Source organism: Duganella caerulea (genome assembly GCF_040362985.1).
Taxonomy (GTDB): domain Bacteria; phylum Pseudomonadota; class Gammaproteobacteria; order Burkholderiales; family Burkholderiaceae_D; genus Rugamonas; species Rugamonas vulcania.
In genome coordinates this window covers 277850-299573 of the sequence record NZ_BPWJ01000001.1, presented here as the reverse complement: position 1 = coordinate 299573, position 21724 = coordinate 277850, and the positions used below count along the sequence as shown (strand labels likewise).

Here is a 21724-nt window from a genome sequence, read left to right as displayed (position 1 = left end):
ACTCGATGAGAAATAGCCTGCCCTCCGCGGAACTCCCACAGATGGCACGCGCCGTGTCCATACGCCGGCTGCTGCGTGACGGCAGCCGGCGCGAACTGCTGTCGATTTCGGCCTTGTGGCTGTTGTCGCTGGCCGCCAGCATCGGGCTGGGTCTGATCTCGGTGATCTTCAAATGGTCCGGCCTGCCGGTCCACCTGGGCGGGCTGGAGCTGTACATCACCGTCTATCCGCCGCTGGTGATCTGCCTGATGTGGACGCTGACCTGCGGCTGGTGGTGGGGCGCCATTCCCGCCTATCTGGCCACCCTGACGCTCGCGCTCTACGGCGGCATGCCGCTGTCCTGGGCGCTGCTGTTCAGCGGCGCCAACCCGCTCGGCTTCGCGGTCATGGGGCTGGGCTACCGGGCCATCGCCATCAGCCGGAATTTGAGCAGCGTGAGCGCGATGCTGTTTTATGTGCAGTTATCGTTCGTGGGTTCCATTTTCAGTTCCAGCGGCGCGCTGGTCTGGTGCTACACCAACCGCATCGATTCGACCGCCCTGCTGCCGATCTGGCAGGGCTGGTGGCTGGGCGCCTTCCTGCAAAGCGTGTTCCTGTGCGCGCCGGCGATGGCCCTGCTGTGGCCGCACCTGGAGCGCTGGCAGCAAGCCAGGCCGCAATTGCTGGCCGACGCCGCGGCCGATCCGCGCGGCTCGGTGCTGCGCCTGCTCGGTTGCGTGACCATCGGCGTGCTGGTCTATGGTTTCGTCACGCTGCAGCTGGCCGACAATCTGTTGCACGCGCAGGCGGCCGGCATTCCGGCGGCGCTGGCGCGGGCGCTCGAAGTCGCCCGGGATACGACCTGGGCGTTCTACTGGGTGTTCGCGCTGATTGTCGTGTTCATCGCGGCGTTCGGCTACCACATGTTCATCCACTGGCAGACGCTGACCAACCAGCTGGTCACCGACCTGCGCCACGCCAACCAGCGGCTGTACATGCTGGCCGGCACCGACAGCCTGACCGGCCTGCACAACCGCCGCGTGGCCGACGAGCGCATCGCCGCCGAATGGCAGCGCGCACAACGGCTGGGCCTGCAGGCGGCGCTGGTGATGATCGACATCGACCATTTCAAGCAGATCAACGACCGCCACGGCCACCCGGTCGGCGACGAGGCGATCCGCATCCTGGCGTCCGAAATCCGCGCGTTGTCGCGCGAGATCGACTGCGCCTGCCGCTACGGCGGCGAGGAGTTCGTCATCCTGCTCCCGCAGGCCGATGCCGAAGGAGCTTATGCGTTCGCCGAGCGGCTGCGCACGCAGGTGGCGGCGGTGCCGGTGGCGAGCGAGCACGGCGCCTTCCATTTCACCGTCAGCGCCGGCATCGCGCTGTTCGACCCCACGGACGTCAGCCATGACGGCTGGATCGAGCGCTGCGACAGCGCGCTGTACCGGGCCAAGCGCAACGGCCGCAACCAGGTGGTCTCCGAAGCGCCCGTGGCCGCCTGACTTGGTTCCCTGGGAACTCATCCCCGTCCTACATCCACACTGCGCGCGCACCTATACCTGTACGGTCCCGCTCCAAGGATGATGAGTGTTGTCACCTCGTTGTTTAACGCGGGACCGCACCAACTATCTGGAGACCACCATGAGCTACCTAGACCGTGATACCTATGGCATTTACAGTGACACCTCGGAAGGCCCCGGCCCCCGCCTGATGGGCGCGGATACGCTGATCGGCGAAGACGTCTACAACCGCCAGGATGAAGACCTGGGCGACATCAAGGAAATCATGCTGGACATGCGCCAGGGCCAAGTGGCCTATGCCGTGCTGTCGTTCGGCGGCTGGCTGGGCATGGGCGACAAGCTGTTCGCCGTCCCCTGGCAGGCGCTGCAGCTGGACACCGCCAACAAGCGTTTCCTGCTCGATGTATCCAAGGAGCATCTGAAAAATGCCCCCGGCTTCAACAAGGATAACTGGCCGGACATGGCCAGCACCGAGTTCAGCACGCAGATCCACAACTTCTACGGCACCCAGCAGAACGTGCCGGGCGCCCGCACCGCGACCGGCAGTGTGATGGGCACCAGCAGCGGCAGCCTGCAGAGCGACCAGCCGGGCAGCGCCAGCAGGAGCACTTCCGGCAGCAGCAGCGGCACGCTGTAGCGGCTGGCCCACAGAACGCGCAGATTGGCTCGTCAAGGCATGCGATAGCAGGCATGCCTTGCGGGCATCTCTGGTCTAATTGTTGCACCAACAGCAATTAGACCGACCATGCAAAAATCCCTCGCCGTTTCCCTGCTCACCCTGGCGCTGTGCGCCGGCCCCACCCTCGCCTTCGAACCCCTGCCACCCGAAACCATGGACGACACCCGCGTCTTCAAGGTGGAGGTGCTGCAGGTGACGGACATCGAACCCTACCAGGAAGCCTACAACGGCTTCCTCAAATCTCTGCAGGCTAGCGGCCTGGTGGCCGGCAAGAACCTGAGCATCAACAAGGTGGCAATTGATTTCGATATCGAAAAAGGCGGCTTCTGGAGCCGGCTGGGCGTGCTCCTGCGCATCCGCCAGGAGGCCAGCCGCATCGTCGAGGCCAAGCCCGACCTGGTGCTGACCATCGGCACGCCGGCCACCAAGTATGCGCGCGGCATGCTGGCCGACGCCCATATCCCGCTGGTCTTCACGGCCATCGCCAATCCCGAGGATGCCGGCTGCGTGTCGCTGGTCGACGGCGGCGAAGGCGCGACCGGCTCGACGCTGTACACCGACATGGCCGACTCGCTCAAGCTGGTCCAGGACGTGTTCCCGAATGTGCGCCGGATCGGCATGGTCTACACCGACGATGAGAACGGCGTCGCCAACGTCGCGGCGGCCACCCGCAGCGGCAAGCCGCTGGGCCTGGACGTCAGCTCCAAGCTGGTCAACAAGACCGACCACATCGCGCCCTCGCTGAAGGAGCTGTACGGCGCCGGCCGCGGCGTGCAGATGTTCGCCGTACCGCTGGACACCTACTACGGCCTGCACCGCTACGAGGCGGCCATCGACCTGGGCGACTTCGGCATCGAAAACAAGGTGCCGGTGGTGACGCTGGCGATGGTGCGGGTGCCCGGCGCGGCGCTGTACGTCGGCGCCGATTTCACCCAGGTCGGGCGGCTGGCGGGCAACCAGGCGGCCAAGATTCTGCAACGCCACACCAAGCCGGATGTGCTGCCCATCCTGCGCCAGGAGACGCCGACCGTGATGGTCGACCCGGCGCGCATGGCGGCGCTGGAGGTGACGCTGCCGCCGGCGATGGCCGCGCGCAAGACCGTCACCTCCAGCGGTTTCTGGCAAATCGACCTGGCCAAGTAAGTTGTTGCTATACTCGTAGCATCATTTGACAACTATTTGGAACGCTTATGCGGCACAGGCCAGTCCTCGCCCTGATGTTTTTACTGGGCCTGGCCGCCGGCCCCACACACGCCGGCGACGACCCCAAGCATCTTGTCATGGCCACCATGCTGGAGCAGCAGAACGGCTTTGCCGGCCGCTGGCTCAGGCTGATCTACACCGAGGCCTTCCAGCAACTGGGGGTGGCGCTGGAAATACGCAGCCTGCCCGCCGCCCGGGCCAGCGCCGAAGCGATCGCCGGCAACGTCGATGGCGAGCTGGCGCGTGGCTATGACTACGGCGCCATGCAGACGGCGCTGATGCGCGTGCCCGAAGCCCCCTTCTTCGCAAGCAGCGCGGCCTACACCCGGAATCCCGACATCCACCTGACCAACGGCTGGGAATCCCTGCGCGGAACCAGCTATCGTGTGGATTTCCGCTTTGGCTACCCAGTGATCCAGCAGCGGTTGGCGGGCGTGCTGCCACCAGGCGGCTTCAGCGGTGTGCTGAACGCGGAACTCGGCTTGCGCAAACTGGCCGTCGGGCGGACCGATCTCTACGTCGACACAGCCGAGGTCGTCGATCCCATGCTGGCCAGCCCGGAATTCGCGCATGCGGGCATCCGCCAGGCCGGCGTGATGGAGCGCATGCCGATCTACGCCTATCTGAACAAAAAACATGAAAAGCTGGCCCTGCGACTGGCCGCCGTCATCAGGAAGATGCGCGACGGCGGCCAGATCGAGCAGCTACGCCAGCAGGCGCTGAAGGAGTAGCCGCACCAAAACCGGGCATTTTCTCTGGCACGTTTCTTGATAGATCATAAACGTACTCATCAGGGAATGTTCGATATGGCTAAATTCTTCAACGAAATGACCGCCGACGGGCTGGCCCATCACGCCAGCGCCGAGGTCCGTGAACACTACCGCGAGTTCTGCGGCTGGCTGCAGCGCCAGTCGTCGGAAACCATCGAGCGCAAGCGCGCCGAGGCCGACCTGACCTTCCGCCGGGTCGGCATCACCTTCGCCGTCTATGGCGACGACGCCGGCACCGAGCGGCTGATTCCCTTCGATACCATCCCGCGCATCATTCCGGCGGGCGAGTGGAAACAACTGCAGGCAGGGCTGGTCCAGCGGGTGCAGGCGCTCAATATGTTCATCCATGATATTTATCATGACCAGAACATCATCAAGGCCGGCATCATCCCCGCCGAGCAGATCTACAAGAACGCGCAGTACCGGCCCGAGATGCAAGGCATCAAGGTGGTGTCGGACATCTACGCCCACATCGCCGGCGTCGATATCGTGCGGGCTGGCCAGGGCGAGTTCTATGTGCTGGAGGACAACTTGCGGGTGCCGTCCGGCGTGTCCTACATGCTGGAAGACCGCAAGATGATGATGCGGCTGTTCCCCGAACTGTTCGCCCGCAACAAGATCGCGCCGGTGGACCACTATCCCGATTTGCTGCTGGATAACCTGCGCTCGGTCGCACCGATGGGCATCAACGATCCCACCGTGGTGGTGATGACGCCGGGCATGTACAACTCGGCCTACTTCGAACACGCCTTCCTGGCCCAGCAGATGGGCGTGGAATTGGTCGAAGGCAAGGATTTGTTTGTCAGCGATAACACCGTCTTCATGCGCACCACGCGCGGCCCCAAGCGCGTGGACGTGATCTACCGCCGCCTCGACGACGATTTCCTCGATCCGCTGGCGTTCCGGCCGGATTCCTCGCTCGGCGTGCCGGGCCTGCTGTCGGTCTACCGCGCGGGACGGGTCACGCTGGCCAACGCCATCGGCACCGGCGTGGCGGACGACAAGTCGATCTATCCTTTTGTTCCGGACATGATCAAGTTCTACCTGTCCGAGGGGCCGGTGCTCAACAACGTGCCGACCTACCAGTGCCGCAAGAAGGAAGACCTGGCATACACGCTGGCCAACCTGCCCGAGCTGGTGGTCAAGGAAGTCCATGGCGCCGGCGGCTACGGCATGCTGGTCGGGCCGGCCTCGACCAAACAGCAGATCGAGGACTTCCGCCAGCGCCTGATCGCCAAGCCGGACGGCTACATCGCCCAGCCGACGCTGGCGTTGTCCGCCTGCCCCACCTACGTGGAAACCGGCATCTCGCCACGCCACATCGATTTGCGTCCCTTCGTACTGTCGGGCAAGACCATTTCCATGGTGCCCGGCGGGCTGACCCGCGTGGCCCTGCAGGAAGGCTCGCTGGTGGTGAACTCGTCGCAAGGCGGCGGCACCAAGGACACCTGGATACTGGAACGTTAAGGAGACACCATGTTAAGCCGCACCGCCGATCACCTGTTCTGGATGGCGCGCTACACCGAGCGCGCCGAAAACACCGCCCGCATGCTCGACGTCAACGTACAGACTTCGATGCTGCCGCAGTCCGACGAAGAAAACGCCCAAGGCTGGCGCGCCATGCTCGGCATCTCGGAGCTGCAGTCCGCCTTCGACCGCAAGTACGACTCGCTGGAGGCGCGCGCCGTCATCGATTTCATGGTGCGCGATCCGGACAACCCCTCCTCCATCGTGGCCTGCCTGACCGAGGCGCGCGAAAACGCCCGCGCCGTGCGCGGCACGCTGACCACGGAGGTATGGGAAATCCAGAACCAGACCTGGCTGGACATGCAGAAGCGGCTGGACAGCGACCTGCTGGAAAACGATCCCAGCAAGTTCTTCGAATGGGTCAAGTTCCGCTCGCACCTGTCGCGCGGGGTGACCGTGGGCACGATGTTGCGCGACGAGGCAGTGCATTTCATTCGTCTCGGCACCTTCCTGGAGCGGGCCGACAACACGGCGCGCATCCTCGACGTCAAGTTCCACGGCGGCGGCGCGGAAAGCACCGGCGAGACCATGACCCAGCGCGATTTCTACTACTGGGGCGCGCTGCTGCGTTCGGTGTCGGGATTCGAGATCTACCGCAAGGTGTACCGCGACGTCATCACGCCGGCGCGCATCGCCGAGCTGCTGATGTTGCGCGGCGACATGCCGCGCTCGCTGCTGGCCTGCATGGACGAAGTGGTCCAGAACCTGCGCGAGGTGCGCAACGACGTGTCCGCCGATACGGAGCGCTTCGCCGGCAAGCTGCATGCGGAACTGCAGTTTGGCAAGATCGACGACATCCTGGCGACCGGCCTGCACGACACCCTGACCGGCTTCCTGGCCGACATTTACCAACTGGGCAACCGCGTCAGCCGCGATTTCCTGGTGCCGCTGGCGGCTTAAAACGAGGCAACCCATGCAACTGACGATACGTCACGAAACGCGCTACACCTACACCACGCCGCTGGCCTACACCATCCAGCAGCTGCACCTGACGCCGCGCGCGGAGGCGCAGCAACATGTGCTGTCATGGAATATCGCGATGCCGGGCCATGTGCACGCTTACACGGACGCGTACGGCAACCTGTCGCACATGATGACGATGAACGTGCCGCACCAGGGACTGGCCATCGTGGCCTCCGGCGTGGTGGAGACCACCAGCCCGAAACAGGGCCGCATTCCCAACGGCGACAGCCTGTCGCCGCTCATCTACACGGTGTCCACGCGCCTGACCGAGCCCACGCCCGGCATCCTGGAGCTGGCGGCCTCCTGCCTGCCGGACGGCAAGGCGCAAACCAAGGATCTGCTGCGCCTGGCTGAGCACATCTTTGGTGCGGTCCGGTATCAAAGCGGTGCGACCGCCGTCACCACCACGGCCAGCGACGCGCTCGCCCTGGGCCAGGGTGTGTGCCAGGATCACGCGCACCTGTTCCTGGCCTGCTGCCATGCGCATGGCATCCCGGCGCGCTACGTGTCCGGCTATATCGACCCGGAAACCAGCGACCATGCGGCCAGCCACGCCTGGGTGGACGCCTGGGCCGAGGACAAGGACTACACCGGCTGGGTCAGCATCGACGTGACCCATGCGCGGCTGATGACGGACGCCTATTGCCGCCTGGCGATCGGGCGCGACTACGACGCGGCGGCGCCGGTGCGCGGCGTGCGGCGCGGCGGCGGCACCGAGTCGATGAGCGTAGATGTGCAAATCGTGCCGCAGTGAGTGGTCGATGAGCACCCCGGCGGCGGGTGTACAATAATAACTATTCTAATCAATAACTTGCAACGATGACTTACTGTGTGGGCATGCGCCTGGATGCCGGGCTGGTGTTTCTTTCCGATTCGCGTACCAACGCCGGCGTGGACCAGGTCGGCACCTTCCGCAAGATGAGCGTGTTTGAGATTCCCGGCGACCGCATGATGGTGCTGATGACCGCCGGCAATCTGTCGATCTCGCAATCGATACGCCAGCTGATCGCCGAGCAGCAAAACGCCGACGGCCACAGCATCTGGAACGCCACCAGCATGCACGAGGCCGCCCGTCTGCTGGGCGACGCCGTGCGCCAGGTGCATGAACGGGAAGCCAAGGCGCTGGCCGAGTTCGGCATCGAGTTCAATGTCAGCATCATTTTCGGCGGCCAAATCAAGGGCGAGCGCTGCCGTTTGTTCCAGATCTATTCGGCCGGCAATTTCATCGAATCCCACGACGAAAACACCTATTTCCAGATCGGCGAAGCCAAGTACGGCAAGCCCATCATCGACCGGGTGGTGACCCCGGCCACCAGCCTGGACGATGCGGCCAAGTGCGCGCTGATTTCCATGGATTCGACGTTGCGCTCCAATGTGTCGGTCGGCCTGCCGCTGGACCTGCTGGTGTACGAGAGCGACAGGCTGGCGGTGACCCACTTCGTCACCATCGACGAGCGCAACCAGTATTTCCAGATGATCCGCAACACCTGGGGCCACCAGCTCAAGCGCGTGTTCGAGGGGTTGGACAACCCGGTCTGGAATGCCGCGCCCGAAGCGACCGCCAACGTGCTGCATTCGACCCAGACCGGCAGCAAGCCGGTACGGGTGACGCCACCTGCCGGCGTGGCGGCGCCCGCCGCGTCGACCGCGCCGTTGCAGACGCTGACGCAACAGTTCTACGACGGTCAACAGTAACCGCCGGCTTCAGCCACCGGGACAGAGTATGATGGAAGGTAAATTCAACACTCACGGAGCGCTGCATGTCTGATGCCACACCGCCGGTATCCGAGGAACAAATCTTTTCGGTCGATACCTTGCTCAAGTACATGGGCAACGACGACAAGGCGCTGGCCGTAGTCTCGAAAATCGTCCGGGACGCCTGCGCGCCCGGCCTGGCGCCGATGCAGCAGGCCGCCGAAGCACTGCGTGAAGAGCGCTACACCGATGCCGGCAAGACCCTGCACAGCCTGCGCGGTTCGATCGGCACGCTGGGCGCCAAACGTCTGGTGAGCGCCTCGCTCAAGCTGGAGCAGGCGATCGCGGAACGTCATCTGGATCAAATTCCTTCCCTCTTCACCGCACTCGAGTCCGAATACCGACTGGTATTGCAGTCCGCCGACGCCTGGCTGCAGCGGAGCGCGCCACAAGCCTGAGCAGCAAGCCGAGCCGGAACCACCTTTCGGCCGGCCTCGCATCAACTTTCCCCAAAATCAACAAATAACAACACCTGTGACGTTGCACTCAACAAAGCGCCGGTGTATCGTTCAGTAATTATGAATTTCGGTTTATGCTGCAGCGCAACCAAGCGGGCCGTACCGGGCTTTCTCGGCCCACTTAACGAATGGTTACAATTGTTACCCTGATTATCGCCTTGCAAACAGGAGCCTGAAAAGCTTCGTGATAAGATCCCTTCCGAATTGATAAGCAATGGCAGCTAGCAAGACAGAAGCTGGCGTGCGCCACGTTTTTCCGTCGTTTTGTAGAATGGAAAGCCAAAACTATTGCAATTCAGCATCTTGCGCAATTGATAATTTGTCTCTGCGCAAGTATAATGGTGCATTGCGTCGAGGCGGTGGCAGTTTGCGCATCGAACTTGAACTGCCGTGGCAGACGACATCGGTTTTTTTAGCCTTGGATAGATTAGCAGGAAGGCTTTCCTCACCGACAACGGTATGGCTTTAACCAAGGGTAACTAAAATATGGAATTATTCAACAAGTCGGGTGTACTGGTATCGTCGGTGTTGGTGCTGGTGGGCGCGTTGATCGCCTGCCAGGCGCAAGAAGACGCGATCCCGTCGCCGACCGTGATTGAAGCCGCCGCCATGCAAATGGGTCCAATGAGCCAGACCGCCGCCGAACGCCGGCTGCAAGAGTGGGCCGACCAGGGTTCTCCAGTGGCCCAGCGCGAACTGGCGTTGCGTTACCTGGCCAACCCGGCCAAGCGCCACGAAGCCATGCAGCTGTTCGAGCGCGCCGCCAATGCCGGCGACGCCCAAGCCGCGGAAGGACTGGTTGGTATGTATCACGGCAACACCGCAGCCATGCAAAGCGGCAGTGGGAACCCGGCCATCAGCGCCGGCCGTGTGATCAAGGAAGCCGCCAACGTGAATTACCTGCCGCGCTGAGCGCCCTGCCCGCTTCGCCACTGAGCCGCGACACCCTTCAGGTGCTGCGGCTTTTTTATTAGACAAGACATCAAAGGACCGCCGTATGGACAGGTTGCGTGCACTGGAAGTGTTTGTGGAAGTGGTGCGCAGGGAAGGCTTTGCCCGCGCCGCCGAGGCGCTCGACACCTCGCCGGCCAACGTGACCCGCTACATCAGCGACCTCGAAGCCCATCTACAAACCCGGCTGCTGAACCGCAGCTCGCGCAAGATGTCGCTCACATCCAGCGGCGAGGCGCTGTTCGAACGCGCCAAGACCATCCTCGACGACGTGGCGGAGGCGGAAGCGATCGCCTCCTCCGCCACCATGCAGCCGCACGGCGTGCTGCGCATCAACGCCCCGCTCAGCTTTGGCGTGCTGCACCTGGCACCGCTGTGGGCCCGGTTCATGCAAAAATATCCCGACGTGCAGCTGGATGTGGCGCTGATCGACCGCGTGGTCGACATCGTCGAGGAAGGCTACGACATGGCGATCCGTATTTCGCGCTCCGGGTCGGCGTCGAACGTGGCGCGCAAGCTGGCCACCTCGCACAACATCCTGTGCGCGTCGCCGGCCTACATCCAGCAGCGGGGCATGCCGCTGCATCCCGCCGAGCTGCTGCAGCACAGCTGCATCGGCTACAGCTACGCGGCCACGGCCGACGAATGGCAGATTCTCGATGCCAGGGAGCAGCCGCACGCGGTCAAGGTGCAGTGCGTCATGCATACCAACAATGGCGATACCGCCCGCGCCGCCGCCTTGGGCGGGCTGGGCGTGATCTGGCAGCCCAGTTTCCTGGTGGGCGCCGACCTGCGCGCGGGCAGGCTGGTCCGGGTGCTGCCCGAGTATCACATGCCGGACATCGACGTGCTGGCCGTCTACCCCAGCCGGCGCCACCTGAGCGCCAAGGTGCGGGTGATGATCGACTTCCTGGTCGAGCAATTTGCCGGCATCCCGCCGTGGGACCGCGCTGACTAGTTTTCGGCCATAAAGGTCCCCGAACCCTTTTGACGCAGGTCATACGGCCTGCCTGCCCTAGCGCGGATACTCAATGGGCTGACCGCACAGGAGGGGATGCGACGATGGATCCACGCGAACAATATCGGGAACAATTGCAGGCCTTCACCCGCCAGCACCGGGCCGGACAGTGGAGCGGCAGCTTCGCGCAATTCATGGAGCAGGTGTTGCCGGTGGCGCCCTGCCAGTTCGTGCGCAGTTCGCATCAGTACATCTGGGACATGCTCGGCTGGAGCGGCCAGCAGGATGAAAACGGCAAGCTGCGCTGCAAGCTGTTCGCCGACGAGCTGTTCGGCATCGACGATGCGCTGGCGCGCGTGGCCGACTATTTCAAGGCGGCCGCCGCCGGATCGGAAGTCGGCCGGCGCCTGCTGCTGTTGCTGGGGCCGCCGTCGGGCGGCAAGTCTACGCTGGTGATACGGCTCAAGCGCGGACTGGAGGAATACAGCTATACCGACGCCGGCGCGCTGTTCGGCATCGCCGGCTGCCCGGTGCACGAATCGCCGCTGCATCTGGTGCCGCACACCATGCGTTCGGGTTTTCGCGACACCTACGGCGTCGAGGTGACGGGCGAACTGTGTCCGCATTGCCGGGCACGGCAGGAGCATGAGCTGAGCGGCGACTTCCTTCGCATGCCGGTCGAACGCATCTTCATCTCGGAAGCCGGACGTGTCGGCGTGGGCACCTATGCGCCGCATGATCCCAACACGGCCGACATCGCCGACCTGGTGGGATCGGTGGACCTCTCCAAGGTGGCCGAGTTCGGCGACGAGGGCGACCCGCGCGCCTGGTCGTGGTCCGGCGCGGTGTACGCAGCCAGCCGCGGCATGCTGGAGATGATCGAAATCCTCAAGGTCAAGCGGGAGTTCCTGTACCTGCTGCTGACGCTGACGCAGGAGAAGAACGTCAAGGTGGCTCGCTTTCCGCTGATCTACCTCGACGAAACCATCCTCGCCCATACCAACCTGGCCGAATTCCGCAAGTTCCTGCAGGAGAGCGAGAACGAAGGCTTGCTGGACCGGATGGTGATCGTGCAGGTGCCGTACACGCTGAACTATCGAGAAGAGGCGCGCATCTACCACAAGCTGATCCTGGCGGCCGCGCCGGCCTCCCGCAGCGTCCACCTGGATCCGCACGTGCTGCACGCGGCAGCCGTGTTCGCGGTGCTGACCCGCTTGCACGAAGGCGAGGAACGCGACGGCGATCTTGCCAGGCGGGTGCGTATTTTCGCAGGCGAGGACGTGGACGGAATCCACCCGGTGGAAGCGCAGCGGCTGCGCCACCGCGACAAGGCGCCGGACGAAGGGTTGTCCGGCGTGTCCCCGCGCTTTGTCATCAATGCCCTGTCGAACGCGATCATCCAGACGCCCCGCAGCAGCCTGACCACGATGGACCTGCTGCTGGCACTGAAGGACGGCATCGAAAGCGACGCCCGCATCGAGCCAGCCCGCAAGCGCAAATGGGTGGACTACCTGGTGTTGACGCGCAAGGATTTCTACAACCGTTGGGTCAAGGAGGATGTGCACAAGGCGCTGTTCGTGTCCTTCGAGCAGGAGGTCGAGGAATTGCTGGGCAAGTATCTGGACGAAGTCGAGGCCATGCTGGACAACCGCCAGGTCAAGGACCCCATCACCAGCGAAGAACGCAGGCCGGACGAACGCTTCCTGCGCGCGGTCGAGGAAAAGATTTCCATCTCCGATTCCGGCAAACAATCGTTCCGGCAGGAAGTCGTGCGCAAGGCGATGAGCGCCTACAAGCGCGGTCAGCAATTCGGCCTGGGCAGCCACGCGCAATTGCGCGACGCCTTGCAGCAATACCTGTTCGAGCAGCGCAGGGATGTGCTGCGCCTGGTCAGCTCCAGCAAGCGCCCGGATGACGACGTGCGCGCAAAGATCTCGGCGGTCGAGCGCCGCCTGGTCGATGAATATGGCTACGACAGCCATTGCGCGCGCGAAGCCTTGAACTACGTCACCACGCTGCTGGCGCAGGAATGAGGCCGGGCCATGCAAACGGGCGAACGCGATTGGTACGAACTGTTCTCGCGCGGCGCGCGCGACTGGTTGCGGCATAACGAGAAGGTCCGCAACGCGGTGCGCGACCATCTTCCGGATATCATTTCCTCGTCCGAGCTGATCAGCGAGTCCGGCCAGGGCAGCGTGCAGGTGCCGCTGCGCTTGCTGGAGCACGCGCGCTTCCGGCTTGCCGACAACAACAGCACCACCGGCGCGGGCCAGGGGCCGGGCCAGCCTGGCGATCTTCTGGTCCCGCCCGACGATGGTGGCGAGACAGGAGGCGCCGGCAAGGCGCCGGGCGAGGTGACGCTGATGATGGAATTCGCCGTGGACGATATCCTGGACTGGCTGTGGGAGGAATTCCAGTTGCCGCTGCTGCAGCCTCGCGGCAGAGCCACGCTGGAACAACCGGAAGTGCTGCATCGCGGATGGGACAAGCACGGCGCTCGCTCGCGCCTGGATCGGCGCCGCACCATCAAGGAGGCGATCAAACGACGCGCAGTGCAGAGCGCGCCGGCGCCGTTCACCAACGATGACCTGCGCTTCCGGCAACTGATCGAGCAGCCGCGGCCGAGCAGCAACGCGGTGGTCTTCATGGTGCTGGACGTATCGACCAGCATGACGCAGGCGGAACGCAGGCTGGCCAAGACCTTCTTTTTCCTGGCGCTGCAAGGCTTGCGGCGAAGCTACGGGAACGTGGAACTGCGCTTTCTCGCGCATGCGGCCCGCGCCTGGGAATTCAACGAGCGCGACTTCTTCGAGGTCAGCGGCATGGGCGGCACCATGGCCTCCACCGCCTTTCAACTGGTGCTGTCGATGCTGGACGAACGCTATGACGCGGCCAACTACAACAGCTATCTGTTCTACGCCTCGGACGGGGACAATTTTTCCGAAGACCGGGCGGTGGCAAGCAAGCTGTTGGGGCAATTGGCGAACCGCATGAATTATCTGGGCTACGTTGAAACCCTGCCCGGCATGCCGCGCTTGCTAGAGACCGAAATGGGCAGGCTGTGGAAGGAGCGGGAAAGACAGGGCTTGCCGGTATCCAGCGTGGTGTTGACCCACAGCGAGGAAATCATCGGCGCGCTCAAGCAGTTCCTGACGCGCCAGGCGGCGGCGGAGGACAGCGCATGAGTACGCTTGAGGACTACATCACCCACTTCGAGCAACTGGCCGACGGGCTGGGGCTGGAATACTATCCGGTCGACTTCGAACTGGTGCCGCAGAACTTCATGCTGGAGATTGCCGTCTATGGCGTGCCGGTACGCATGCATCACTGGTCGTTCGGACTGCGCTACATCCATCAGCTGCTGCACCAGAACATGGGCCATTCGCGCATCTTCGAGGTGATGTTTCCTGGCGACCCATGCCGGGCGTACATGATGAATCAAAACAGCTTGGCCGAAAACACGCTGGTCGCGGCCCATGTGATCGGCCACGCGGATTTCGTCCGGCGTAACGCGCTGTTCGAGCGCTTCCTGAACATGGCGGGTGGGCGCATCCTCGAACAGAGCGCGGCCCGCGCCCATCGCCTGGAACTGGCGCTGGCCCGTCATGGCCAACAGGAGATAGAGGCGGTGCTGGACGCGGCGCTGGCGCTCGAACCGCATATCGACATCCAGAAAGATCTTTACCGCGAGCCCTACCCGGAAGCCGGGCAACGGCCACCGGCGGCGCCAGGTCCATTTCAACAACGCTACCAAATTCTCCCAGGCGAAGCGCCACTCACGGCGCCGGTCACGGACCACCCTGCCTTGCCGCCCTACCCGGAGTACGACCTGCTATGGTTTATCGCCCGGCACGCGCCAGCGCTGCAGGCATGGGAGCGCGACATCTTTCTCGCGGTGCGCGAGGAATCGTTCTATTTCTATCCGGTGCACGCTTGTCAGATCATGAACGAGGGGTGGGCCTCATACTGGCACGCCCGCCTGCTGCGCGAAGCGGACTTTCTGCCGCACGCCCTCTACCTGCAGGCAGTCAAGGCCCATTCGGACGTGGTACGTCCCTACGCCGGCGAACACCAGTTGGCGCTGGCGGTCAATCCTTACCATCTGGGCTACAGCATGTGGGAACGTATTATCGAACAACAGGGCATTGATGCGGCGCGCCGCATATGCAGCGAGGAGGACGACTTCGGCTTCATCCGCAATTACCTGGATGCGGACCTGGCTGCGGAGCTGGGCTTGTTCAGCTACCAGGCGCGCAAGGATGGCGAGACGCGTATGCTCAGCCGCGATTTACACGACGTGAGAGAGGCGATCCTGGCGCCGAAATACAATTATGGCGCGCCGCGCATCGCCGTCGAACGCGTGCAGGAAGACCGCTCACTGATCTTGCGGCACGACCACGCGAGCGACGGCCGGGGGCTGGACTTGGCGGCGGCGGAACAGGTACTCAACTATATGGCACGCGTCTGGCGCAAACCCGTCACCTTGCATACGGTGGACTTTCGCGGTCTGCCACGGCTGTTGACGGTCAACGCTCCAGGTACTGCACATACCACCGCAAAGCCTGCCTGAGCCCGCGCTGCAGGTCGTGGGTGGGCGCGTAGCCCAGCAAATCCCTGGCCTTGGAGATATCGGCCTGTGAATGGCGCACATCGCCGGCGCGGAACTCGCCATAGTCCGGCTGGTAGTCGCGCAAATGCGGATATCGCTCCACCAGCAAGCCATGCAGCATCAGGTACAACTCGTTCAGGCTGATGCGCTTGTTGAGCGCGACATTGTAGACCTGATTGACGGCGTCCTTACGCTCGGTCATGGCGGCCAGGAGGTTGGCCTGCACGACATTGGCGACATAACAGAAGTCGCGGCTGCTCTCGCCGTCGCCGTTGATCACCAGCCGGCGCCGGCCCATCATTGCCGCTATCCATTGCGGAATGACTGCGGCATAGGCGCCGGACGGGTCCTGTCGCGGGCCGAAGACATTGAAGTACCGCAAGCCGATGGTTTCCGAGCCAAAGCAGCGCGCGTACAGGTCGGCATACAGTTCGTTAACGCACTTGGTCAGCGCGTACGGCGACAAGGCCTTGCCGATATGCGCTTCTTGCTTGGGCAAAGCGGGATGATCGCCGTAGCTGGCGCTGGACGCGGCATAGACGACGCGCCGTACGCCCGCCAGCCGGGCCGCCTCCAGCACGTTGAGATGGCCGCCGATATTGATATCGTTGCATAGCAGTGGTTCGCGCAGCGAGCGGATCACGGAGCCCAGCGCAGCTTGGTGCAGTACGAAATCGGCACCATCGCAGGCCCGGTTGCAAGCGGCTGCATCGCGTATATCGCCCTCGACCAGTTCAAAGCGGTGCCATGCGTCCTGCCCCACCGCGTCCCTCACCTGCTCGAGATTGTGGCGATAGCCCGTCAGAAAATTGTCGACGCCAACCACGCGTTGGCCCAGCTCCAACAGTGCCTGCAACAGATTGGAACCGATGAACCCGGCCACGCCGGTAATGACCCAGCGATATTGCTGCTGCAGCAGGTGTTCGCGCACGTCCTGGTAGCTGGTGCTGGTGGGCGTGCCGTCCTCGTAGTCAGCCATCACAGCCTCCACACGCTGAGGCCGCTTTGACGCAGCGCCTGTTCGTCGAACTGGGATTTGAGGTCGATGAAGCAGCCGTCCTGAACGATCTTGGCCCGGATCTGCTGCAAGGGACGCTCGGCCAACTCGCGATGTGCCACCGCACTGATCAGCGCTTCCGCACATGGCAGGTCGTCCCATTGTTCCAACTGCACGCCATATTCATGCTGAGCCTCGTCCGGATCCGCCACCGGGTCATGGACGTGCACTTGCAAGCCGTAGGACTGAAGCTCGGCGATCAAATCGGCGACCTTGGAGTTGCGCAGGTCGGGACAGTTTTCCTTGAACGTCAGGCCCAGCACGTTGACCCGGCATCCCTTGAGCCGGAACCCGGCGCGCACCATTTCCTTCACGGTCTTCTCGGCGACGAACTTGGCCATGCCATCGTTGATGCGGCGCCCGGCCAAGATCACATGCGGATGATAGCCGAGCATTTCCGCCTTGTGCGTCAAGTAGTAGGGATCGACGCCGATGCAATGGCCGCCGACCAGCCCTGGCCGGAATGGCAGGAAATTCCACTTGGTGCCCGCAGCCTGCAAGACTTCCAGCGTGTCGATGTCGAGCCGGTCGAAAATGATCGCCAGCTCATTCATCAGCGCGATATTGAGGTCGCGCTGGGTGTTTTCTATCACTTTGGCGGCCTCCGCGACCATGATGCTGGATGCCCGGTGAACCCCGGCGCCCACCACCTCCTCGTACAGCGCCGCCACACGCCGCAAGGTCGGTTCATCGTCGCCCGCGACAATCTTGCGCACGGTTGCCAGCGTGTGCTCGCTATCGCCGGGGTTGATGCGTTCCGGCGAAAAACCGATGTGGAAATCACGCTGCCATTTCAAGCCGGAGCACTGCTCCAGCACGGGTACGCAGACTTCCTCGGTGGCGCCGGGATAGACTGTCGACTCGAAGATTACGACCGCGCCGACTTTCATGTATCGGCCGACGGATTGGCTGGCGCCGATCAACGCCGAAAAATCCGGATTGTGGGCGCTGTCGACCGGCGTCGGCACAGCGACCACGATATAGTCCGCCTCGCTAAGGACGGCGGGATCGCAGCCCATTTCCAGCCAGCGGGCCGCCGCAAATTGCTCGGCCGTCACCTCGCAGCCCGGATCGATTCCGCGCCGATAGCTCGCGACCTTGCGCGCCGACAGGTCGACCCCGATGGTACGTCGGCGCGACCCGAACGCCACCGCCAGTGACAAGCCCACATATCCCAGTCCCACCACGGCGACCACTTCCATAGCGCACCTCGCGTAAAAGCGTTAGACACACGTCTGGGCCGATTCTACGGAGCGCGCCCGGGGTGCTGTTGAGATGCCGCAAACCGGCGACAAATGCGCGGCAAGGCGCGTCCGTTTGCGGCCGATCAAGGGGGGATGCGATGAGAGTTCCTACTCTATCCCTACCGTTCGGCGGGGAGATCCTCATGTTGTGCGCACGCCTGCTTTCGTGGGCATTCTTTGGCGGCCTGCTGTTGGCGCTCGCTGTCTATCCGCAGGACGACCGCTGGCTCGCCGCCGTCCTGCTGGCGTATGGCGCGCTGCTCTGGTGGCGCCCCGTGCTGTGGTTGCTGGCCCTGCCCGCCTTGCTTCCGGTGCTGGATCTCGCCCCCCATAACGGCTGGTTCTTCATCGAGGAAATCGACCTGCTGCTCCTGTTGACCGCAGGCTGCTGCTATTGGCACCTCGACACCCACGGCCCCTGGCCCGGCTTTCCGCCGATGTTCCGGATCAGTCTGGCAATGCTCGCATGTGCCGGCGGGATTGCCCTGTGGCGGGGACTGCAGCCACTGCCGCCCATCGACATCAACTCCTTCAACAGTTATCTCAGCCCCTATAACGCGCTACGCGTTGGCAAGGCCTGGTTCTGGGCATTCGTCCTGTTGCCGCCCCTAAAGCAAGCGGCCGGCCCGAACTTGGCGGGCTTGCAGCGTTTCCTGCTACCCGGAATGTTGATCGGATTGGGACTGGTGGCAGGTGCTGCCACGCTGGAGCGTTGGCAGTTTCCCGGCTTGCTCAATTTCGCCAGCGACTATCGCATCACCGCCCCCTTTTCCGCCATGCATACGGGCGGTGCGGCGCTGGATGGCTACCTGGCGATGAGCGCCCCACTGCTCGCGGCGTGGTTGTTCGGCAAGCGATCGCCGGCGCGCCAGGCAAGCGCGCTGCTGCTGTTGCCACTGGCGCTGTATGCCGGACTGAGCACGTTCTCCCGCGGCCTGTATCTGGCCTATGCCACCGCCGGGCTCATGCTGTTGGCAATGTGGAACTGCGGGCTGCTGCGGCGCCGCTGGCGCATGGCGCTGGCCATCGCGATGGGCATTGCGCTGCTCGCGTACGTGCTCAACGCGGTATTTGAAAGCAGCGGCTATCGCGGATTCTACGCGGCTCTGATCCTGCTGGCGGCAGCCTGGATAACGGCGGCATACACCATGAAGCCTCTGGTCGCGGCTAGCGGTTTGATCTGTGGAACGCTCGTCGCGGGTGCGCTGGCCTGGATATTGCCGGTGAGCGAGCCGCCGTGGGCGATGTTAAAGACGCCGTATCTGCTCTTCCTGTGCTCGTCGTTGACTTTCGGGCTGAGCATCCTACACCCGGCCCGCTTGCTACCGTTATCCACGCTGGCTTTGGCGGGGCTGTCGGTCAACACGGCCTGGATCGCCTATCACCACGCCGGCCCGGCAACCTTGGCCTTGAGCGCCGGCGTCGTAGTGATCGCCATGTCGCCGCTGGCCGTCAACCTCCTGCTGCGCCGCCCCCTGTGGCGTCCAAGTCCACATCGCTTGACCGCGTTGATGGCCGGCGTGATGGTGCTGGCGACCGTCATTCCCGTCTACAACGGCTACTTCGTCGGCGAACGCTTTGCCCAAACCGGGGGCGACCTGTCCACGCGGGTGCAACACTGGAGGCAGGCACTCCAGTTGATGGATGACGACTGGAGTAGCACGCTGTTGGGAGCGGGCTTGGGCAAATTTCCGTCGCTGTATTTCTGGCGCAACCAGCGGCATGAGGTCCCGCCAACTTATCGCTACATGGACCAGGACGGCAACCGCTACCTTCGGCTGACTGCAGGCGAGTACCCGGCAGGCTACGGGGAAATGCTGCGTATGCTGCAAGTAGTCGATGTTCGGCCCGATACCTCCTACCAGCTGGCCATGGACGTTCGAAACAACGGTGCTCCGGCTTTCCTTCACGTGGATTTATGCGAACGCCAATTGCTCTACCCACAAGGCTGTATCGCCTTGCCCCTGCACCAAGTTCCATCGGTGCCGACTTGGCAGCGGTATCAATTCAAGTTGTCCTCCGGCGTGCTTGGCCAGTCGAGCCGCCGGGTGCAACTGGAGCTCTCCATTGAGGGCGATCAGGCCATGCTGGACCTGGACAACATCAGCCTGCGCAGGCAGGCCGATCAACACGAGCTCGTGCGCAACGGCTCATTTGCAGCGGTGAACGACTATTGGTTCTTCAGCAGCGATCGTTATCATTTACCCTGGCATATCAAAAACCTCGGCCTGAACCTGTATTTCGAAATGGGCTGGCCTGGCCTGCTGGCCTACGCCGGACTGCTCGGCAGCGCGGGGGCGGAATTGCTGCGTCGCTCATCCGCCGACAACGAGCGGGCCATGGCGCTGGGCCTGCTTGCAGCGCTGGTCGCGTTTCAAGTGGTGGGCCTGTTCGACAGTCTGTTTGACGTCCCACGCATCACGCTGCTCTTCATGTTGCTGCTGTGCGCTTCCGCGCTTCGAGCGGCGCCATCTGCCATGCCTGTAAGGAGTTCCCCATGCTGAAACGTCTCCACTGTGCCATGCTGCTGGCCATGTTCCTGGCGATGCCGGCCACCGCCGACGAGCTCAGCCGTACCATCGAACTGGTGAAACCTTCGGTGGTCGGCATCGGCAGCTTTCAGAAAACCCGCAGCCCGGCCTTGTCGTTTATCGGCTCCGGCTTCGCGATCGACGACGGACTGACCGTCGTCACCGCAGCCCATGTGGTCAGCGAGCTGCTCCGCACTGACCAGGGCGACATGTTGGGCGTCCTCGTGCGTCAGGGCGACAGTTCGCAATTCCGCGCCGCCACGGTCACGATGCTCGACAAGGAGCATGACCTCGCCCGCCTGCGTGTGCGCGGCGCACCCATCCCCGCGCTCAAGCTAGGCGATTCCGCCAAAGTCCACGAAGGAAAGTCGCTGGCCTTCATGGGATTTCCACTTGGCATGGTGCTGGGGCTGCGCCAGGTGACCCATCGCTGTACGGTCTCAGCCATCACCCCCGTGGCCATGCCATCGCTCAGTTCGAGCAAGCTCGACGGCAAGCTGCTGAGCCAGCTGCAAAAGTCCCCCTATCTGGTGTTCCAGCTCGATGGCACAGCCTATCCCGGCAACAGCGGCAGTCCTCTGTTCGATCCCGACACCGGGGAGGTGATCGGCGTCGTCAACATGGTGTTCGTGAAAGGGCTCAAGGAAACGGCGATCAGCGCGCCCAGCGGCATCGCCTACGCGATACCAACCAGTTTCCTTGAGGCGCGGCCACCGGATTAGCTAACTTTTCCCGTTGATCAGGCGCCCGGTGATACCCGGCTCGTCCCAAGTCGGGAAGAAGTATGGGTAAAACGAGCGCTCCGTGGTCTGTTGCTCCATCAGGCCGCCGAACTTTCGGATCTGTTCGCCCATGTAGTCCAGTTCCAGGCGCAACAGCACAGCCGGAGCGCCGACCCGTGTGCACGGCCGCTCGCCGCCAAAATCCCGGAAACCCAACATGCGCTTGTAGAACATGACGTGCCGTGGATTCACCTCGATCACATAGTCGGTATAGCCGTGGATATTATGTGCATAAATATACGAAATATGAATCAGCGCCGCGAACACGCGCTTGGATACACCCTTGTCGATCGCCAGCCGCGACGGTTCGCAGAGGCGGCGGTGCTGGGCGCGCAAATCGTCAAGCTTGTCCCGGAAGTTTTCATCGGCAGGCAAGCCGATTTCATCGTTGTCCAGGCACAGCGACATGGTACCCACGGTGTGGCCACCCGTCTCGGCAAACAGCGTAATCTTGTTGAGCGCATGGGGCGCATTGGGGTCGACCGAGTAGCCGCGCCACCCGTACATCTTTTTGAGCAACAGGCTGGCCGCTTCGCGGCGGCCCTGCGAGTTTGCCATACGGATATGGAAAATCTGCTGGTCTATCGTATGGTCCAATTCCTTGTTGGTGGTGCCTTCGCCGACCACGAGGTCGCGCAGGCCTGGACCGGCTTCAAATGAAACTATCGCGTCGTCATATTGCACGGTGGGGATCCTGTCAGGTCTGTCGGCCAGTCGCGAAATTAGCGCAAACTG

At 63.2% G+C, this 21724-nt stretch carries 20 protein-coding genes; 17 read left to right on the top strand and 3 right to left on the bottom strand.

All coding sequences use genetic code 11. The features are described from left to right. Window positions 1–41 precede the first annotated feature (41 nt). The 15 genes from ACUJB0_RS01315 to ACUJB0_RS01245 all read left to right on the top strand — a co-directional run bounded on the left by ACUJB0_RS01315 (window position 42) and on the right by ACUJB0_RS01245 (window position 15336). A complete protein-coding gene (locus ACUJB0_RS01315; protein WP_444843614.1) occupies window positions 42–1484 on the top strand; it encodes a GGDEF domain-containing protein in 1443 nt (480 codons plus the stop codon). A gap of 139 nt (window positions 1485–1623) precedes the next feature. Continuing rightward, window positions 1624–2139: a PRC-barrel domain-containing protein gene (locus tag ACUJB0_RS01310; protein WP_444843613.1), complete on the top strand. Its 516-nt coding sequence runs from the start codon at window positions 1624–1626 to the stop codon at window positions 2137–2139. Window positions 2140–2247: 108 nt separating this feature from the next. Then, the gene (locus ACUJB0_RS01305; protein WP_444843612.1) at window positions 2248–3324 is read left to right on the top strand and encodes an ABC transporter substrate-binding protein; all 1077 of its coding nucleotides are present in this window, start codon (window positions 2248–2250) and stop codon (window positions 3322–3324) included. 47 nt (window positions 3325–3371) lie between these two features. Next, the gene (locus tag ACUJB0_RS01300; RefSeq protein ID WP_444843611.1) at window positions 3372–4115 is read left to right on the top strand and encodes a transporter substrate-binding domain-containing protein; all 744 of its coding nucleotides are present in this window, start codon (window positions 3372–3374) and stop codon (window positions 4113–4115) included. A 75-nt stretch (window positions 4116–4190) separates the two neighbouring features. Then, window positions 4191–5621: a circularly permuted type 2 ATP-grasp protein gene (locus ACUJB0_RS01295; protein ID WP_444843610.1), complete on the top strand. Its 1431-nt coding sequence runs from the start codon at window positions 4191–4193 to the stop codon at window positions 5619–5621. 9 nt (window positions 5622–5630) lie between these two features. Then, window positions 5631–6581, top strand: a complete 951-nt coding sequence (locus ACUJB0_RS01290) for an alpha-E domain-containing protein (protein WP_117015098.1) — start codon at window positions 5631–5633, stop codon at window positions 6579–6581. Window positions 6582–6594: 13 nt separating this feature from the next. Beyond that, a complete protein-coding gene (locus ACUJB0_RS01285) occupies window positions 6595–7398 on the top strand; it encodes a transglutaminase family protein (protein ID WP_444843609.1) in 804 nt (267 codons plus the stop codon). Window positions 7399–7463: 65 nt separating this feature from the next. Further along, complete coding sequence (locus ACUJB0_RS01280) at window positions 7464–8339, top strand: proteasome-type protease (protein ID WP_444843608.1); 876 nt, start codon at window positions 7464–7466, stop codon at window positions 8337–8339. 65 nt (window positions 8340–8404) lie between these two features. Continuing rightward, window positions 8405–8797, top strand: a complete 393-nt coding sequence (locus tag ACUJB0_RS01275) for an Hpt domain-containing protein (protein WP_444843607.1) — start codon at window positions 8405–8407, stop codon at window positions 8795–8797. A gap of 274 nt (window positions 8798–9071) precedes the next feature. Further along, the gene (locus ACUJB0_RS01270) at window positions 9072–9326 is read left to right on the top strand and encodes a hypothetical protein (protein ID WP_444843606.1); all 255 of its coding nucleotides are present in this window, start codon (window positions 9072–9074) and stop codon (window positions 9324–9326) included. Between the two features lie 17 nt (window positions 9327–9343). After that, window positions 9344–9769, top strand: coding sequence for a hypothetical protein (locus ACUJB0_RS01265; protein WP_444843605.1), 426 nt, complete (start codon window positions 9344–9346; stop codon window positions 9767–9769). 85 nt (window positions 9770–9854) lie between these two features. Next, window positions 9855–10766, top strand: a complete 912-nt coding sequence (locus ACUJB0_RS01260) for a LysR family transcriptional regulator (protein WP_444843604.1) — start codon at window positions 9855–9857, stop codon at window positions 10764–10766. Between the two features lie 104 nt (window positions 10767–10870). After that, the gene (locus ACUJB0_RS01255) at window positions 10871–12799 is read left to right on the top strand and encodes a serine protein kinase (protein WP_444843603.1); all 1929 of its coding nucleotides are present in this window, start codon (window positions 10871–10873) and stop codon (window positions 12797–12799) included. A gap of 9 nt (window positions 12800–12808) precedes the next feature. Then, complete coding sequence (locus tag ACUJB0_RS01250) at window positions 12809–13951, top strand: DUF444 family protein (protein WP_444843602.1); 1143 nt, start codon at window positions 12809–12811, stop codon at window positions 13949–13951. Beyond that, entirely contained in the window at window positions 13948–15336 is a 1389-nt protein-coding gene (locus ACUJB0_RS01245; protein WP_444843601.1) for a SpoVR family protein, read from the top strand. Before ACUJB0_RS01250 ends, ACUJB0_RS01245 begins: the two co-directional genes overlap by 4 nt. Here ACUJB0_RS01245 and ACUJB0_RS01240 read toward each other — a convergent pair. Next, window positions 15293–16354 carry an SDR family oxidoreductase gene (locus ACUJB0_RS01240; protein ID WP_444843600.1) on the bottom strand — a complete coding sequence of 354 codons (1062 nt, stop codon included), beginning with the start codon at window positions 16352–16354 and terminating at the stop codon, window positions 15293–15295. The two genes, ACUJB0_RS01245 and ACUJB0_RS01240, sit on opposite strands and share 44 nt — an antisense overlap. Continuing rightward, on the bottom strand, window positions 16354–17634 hold the full coding sequence (locus ACUJB0_RS01235; protein WP_161090231.1) for a nucleotide sugar dehydrogenase: 1281 nt from the start codon (window positions 17632–17634) through the stop codon (window positions 16354–16356). Before ACUJB0_RS01235 ends, ACUJB0_RS01240 begins: the two co-directional genes overlap by 1 nt. Window positions 17635–17819: 185 nt before the next feature. On the opposite strand from ACUJB0_RS01235, the gene ACUJB0_RS01230 reads away from it, so the two are divergent. Next, entirely contained in the window at window positions 17820–20180 is a 2361-nt protein-coding gene (locus ACUJB0_RS01230; protein WP_444843599.1) for a hypothetical protein, read from the top strand. Beyond that, the gene (locus ACUJB0_RS01225; RefSeq protein ID WP_444843598.1) at window positions 20174–20929 is read left to right on the top strand and encodes a S1 family peptidase; all 756 of its coding nucleotides are present in this window, start codon (window positions 20174–20176) and stop codon (window positions 20927–20929) included. The genes ACUJB0_RS01230 and ACUJB0_RS01225 overlap by 7 nt, the downstream gene beginning before the upstream one ends. Here ACUJB0_RS01225 and ACUJB0_RS01220 read toward each other — a convergent pair whose 3' ends face one another. Beyond that, window positions 20930–21673 (bottom strand): N-acyl amino acid synthase FeeM domain-containing protein, encoded by a 744-nt coding sequence (locus ACUJB0_RS01220; protein WP_373997047.1) that lies wholly within the window; start codon window positions 21671–21673, stop codon window positions 20930–20932. Between the last annotated feature and the right edge of the window lie 51 nt (window positions 21674–21724).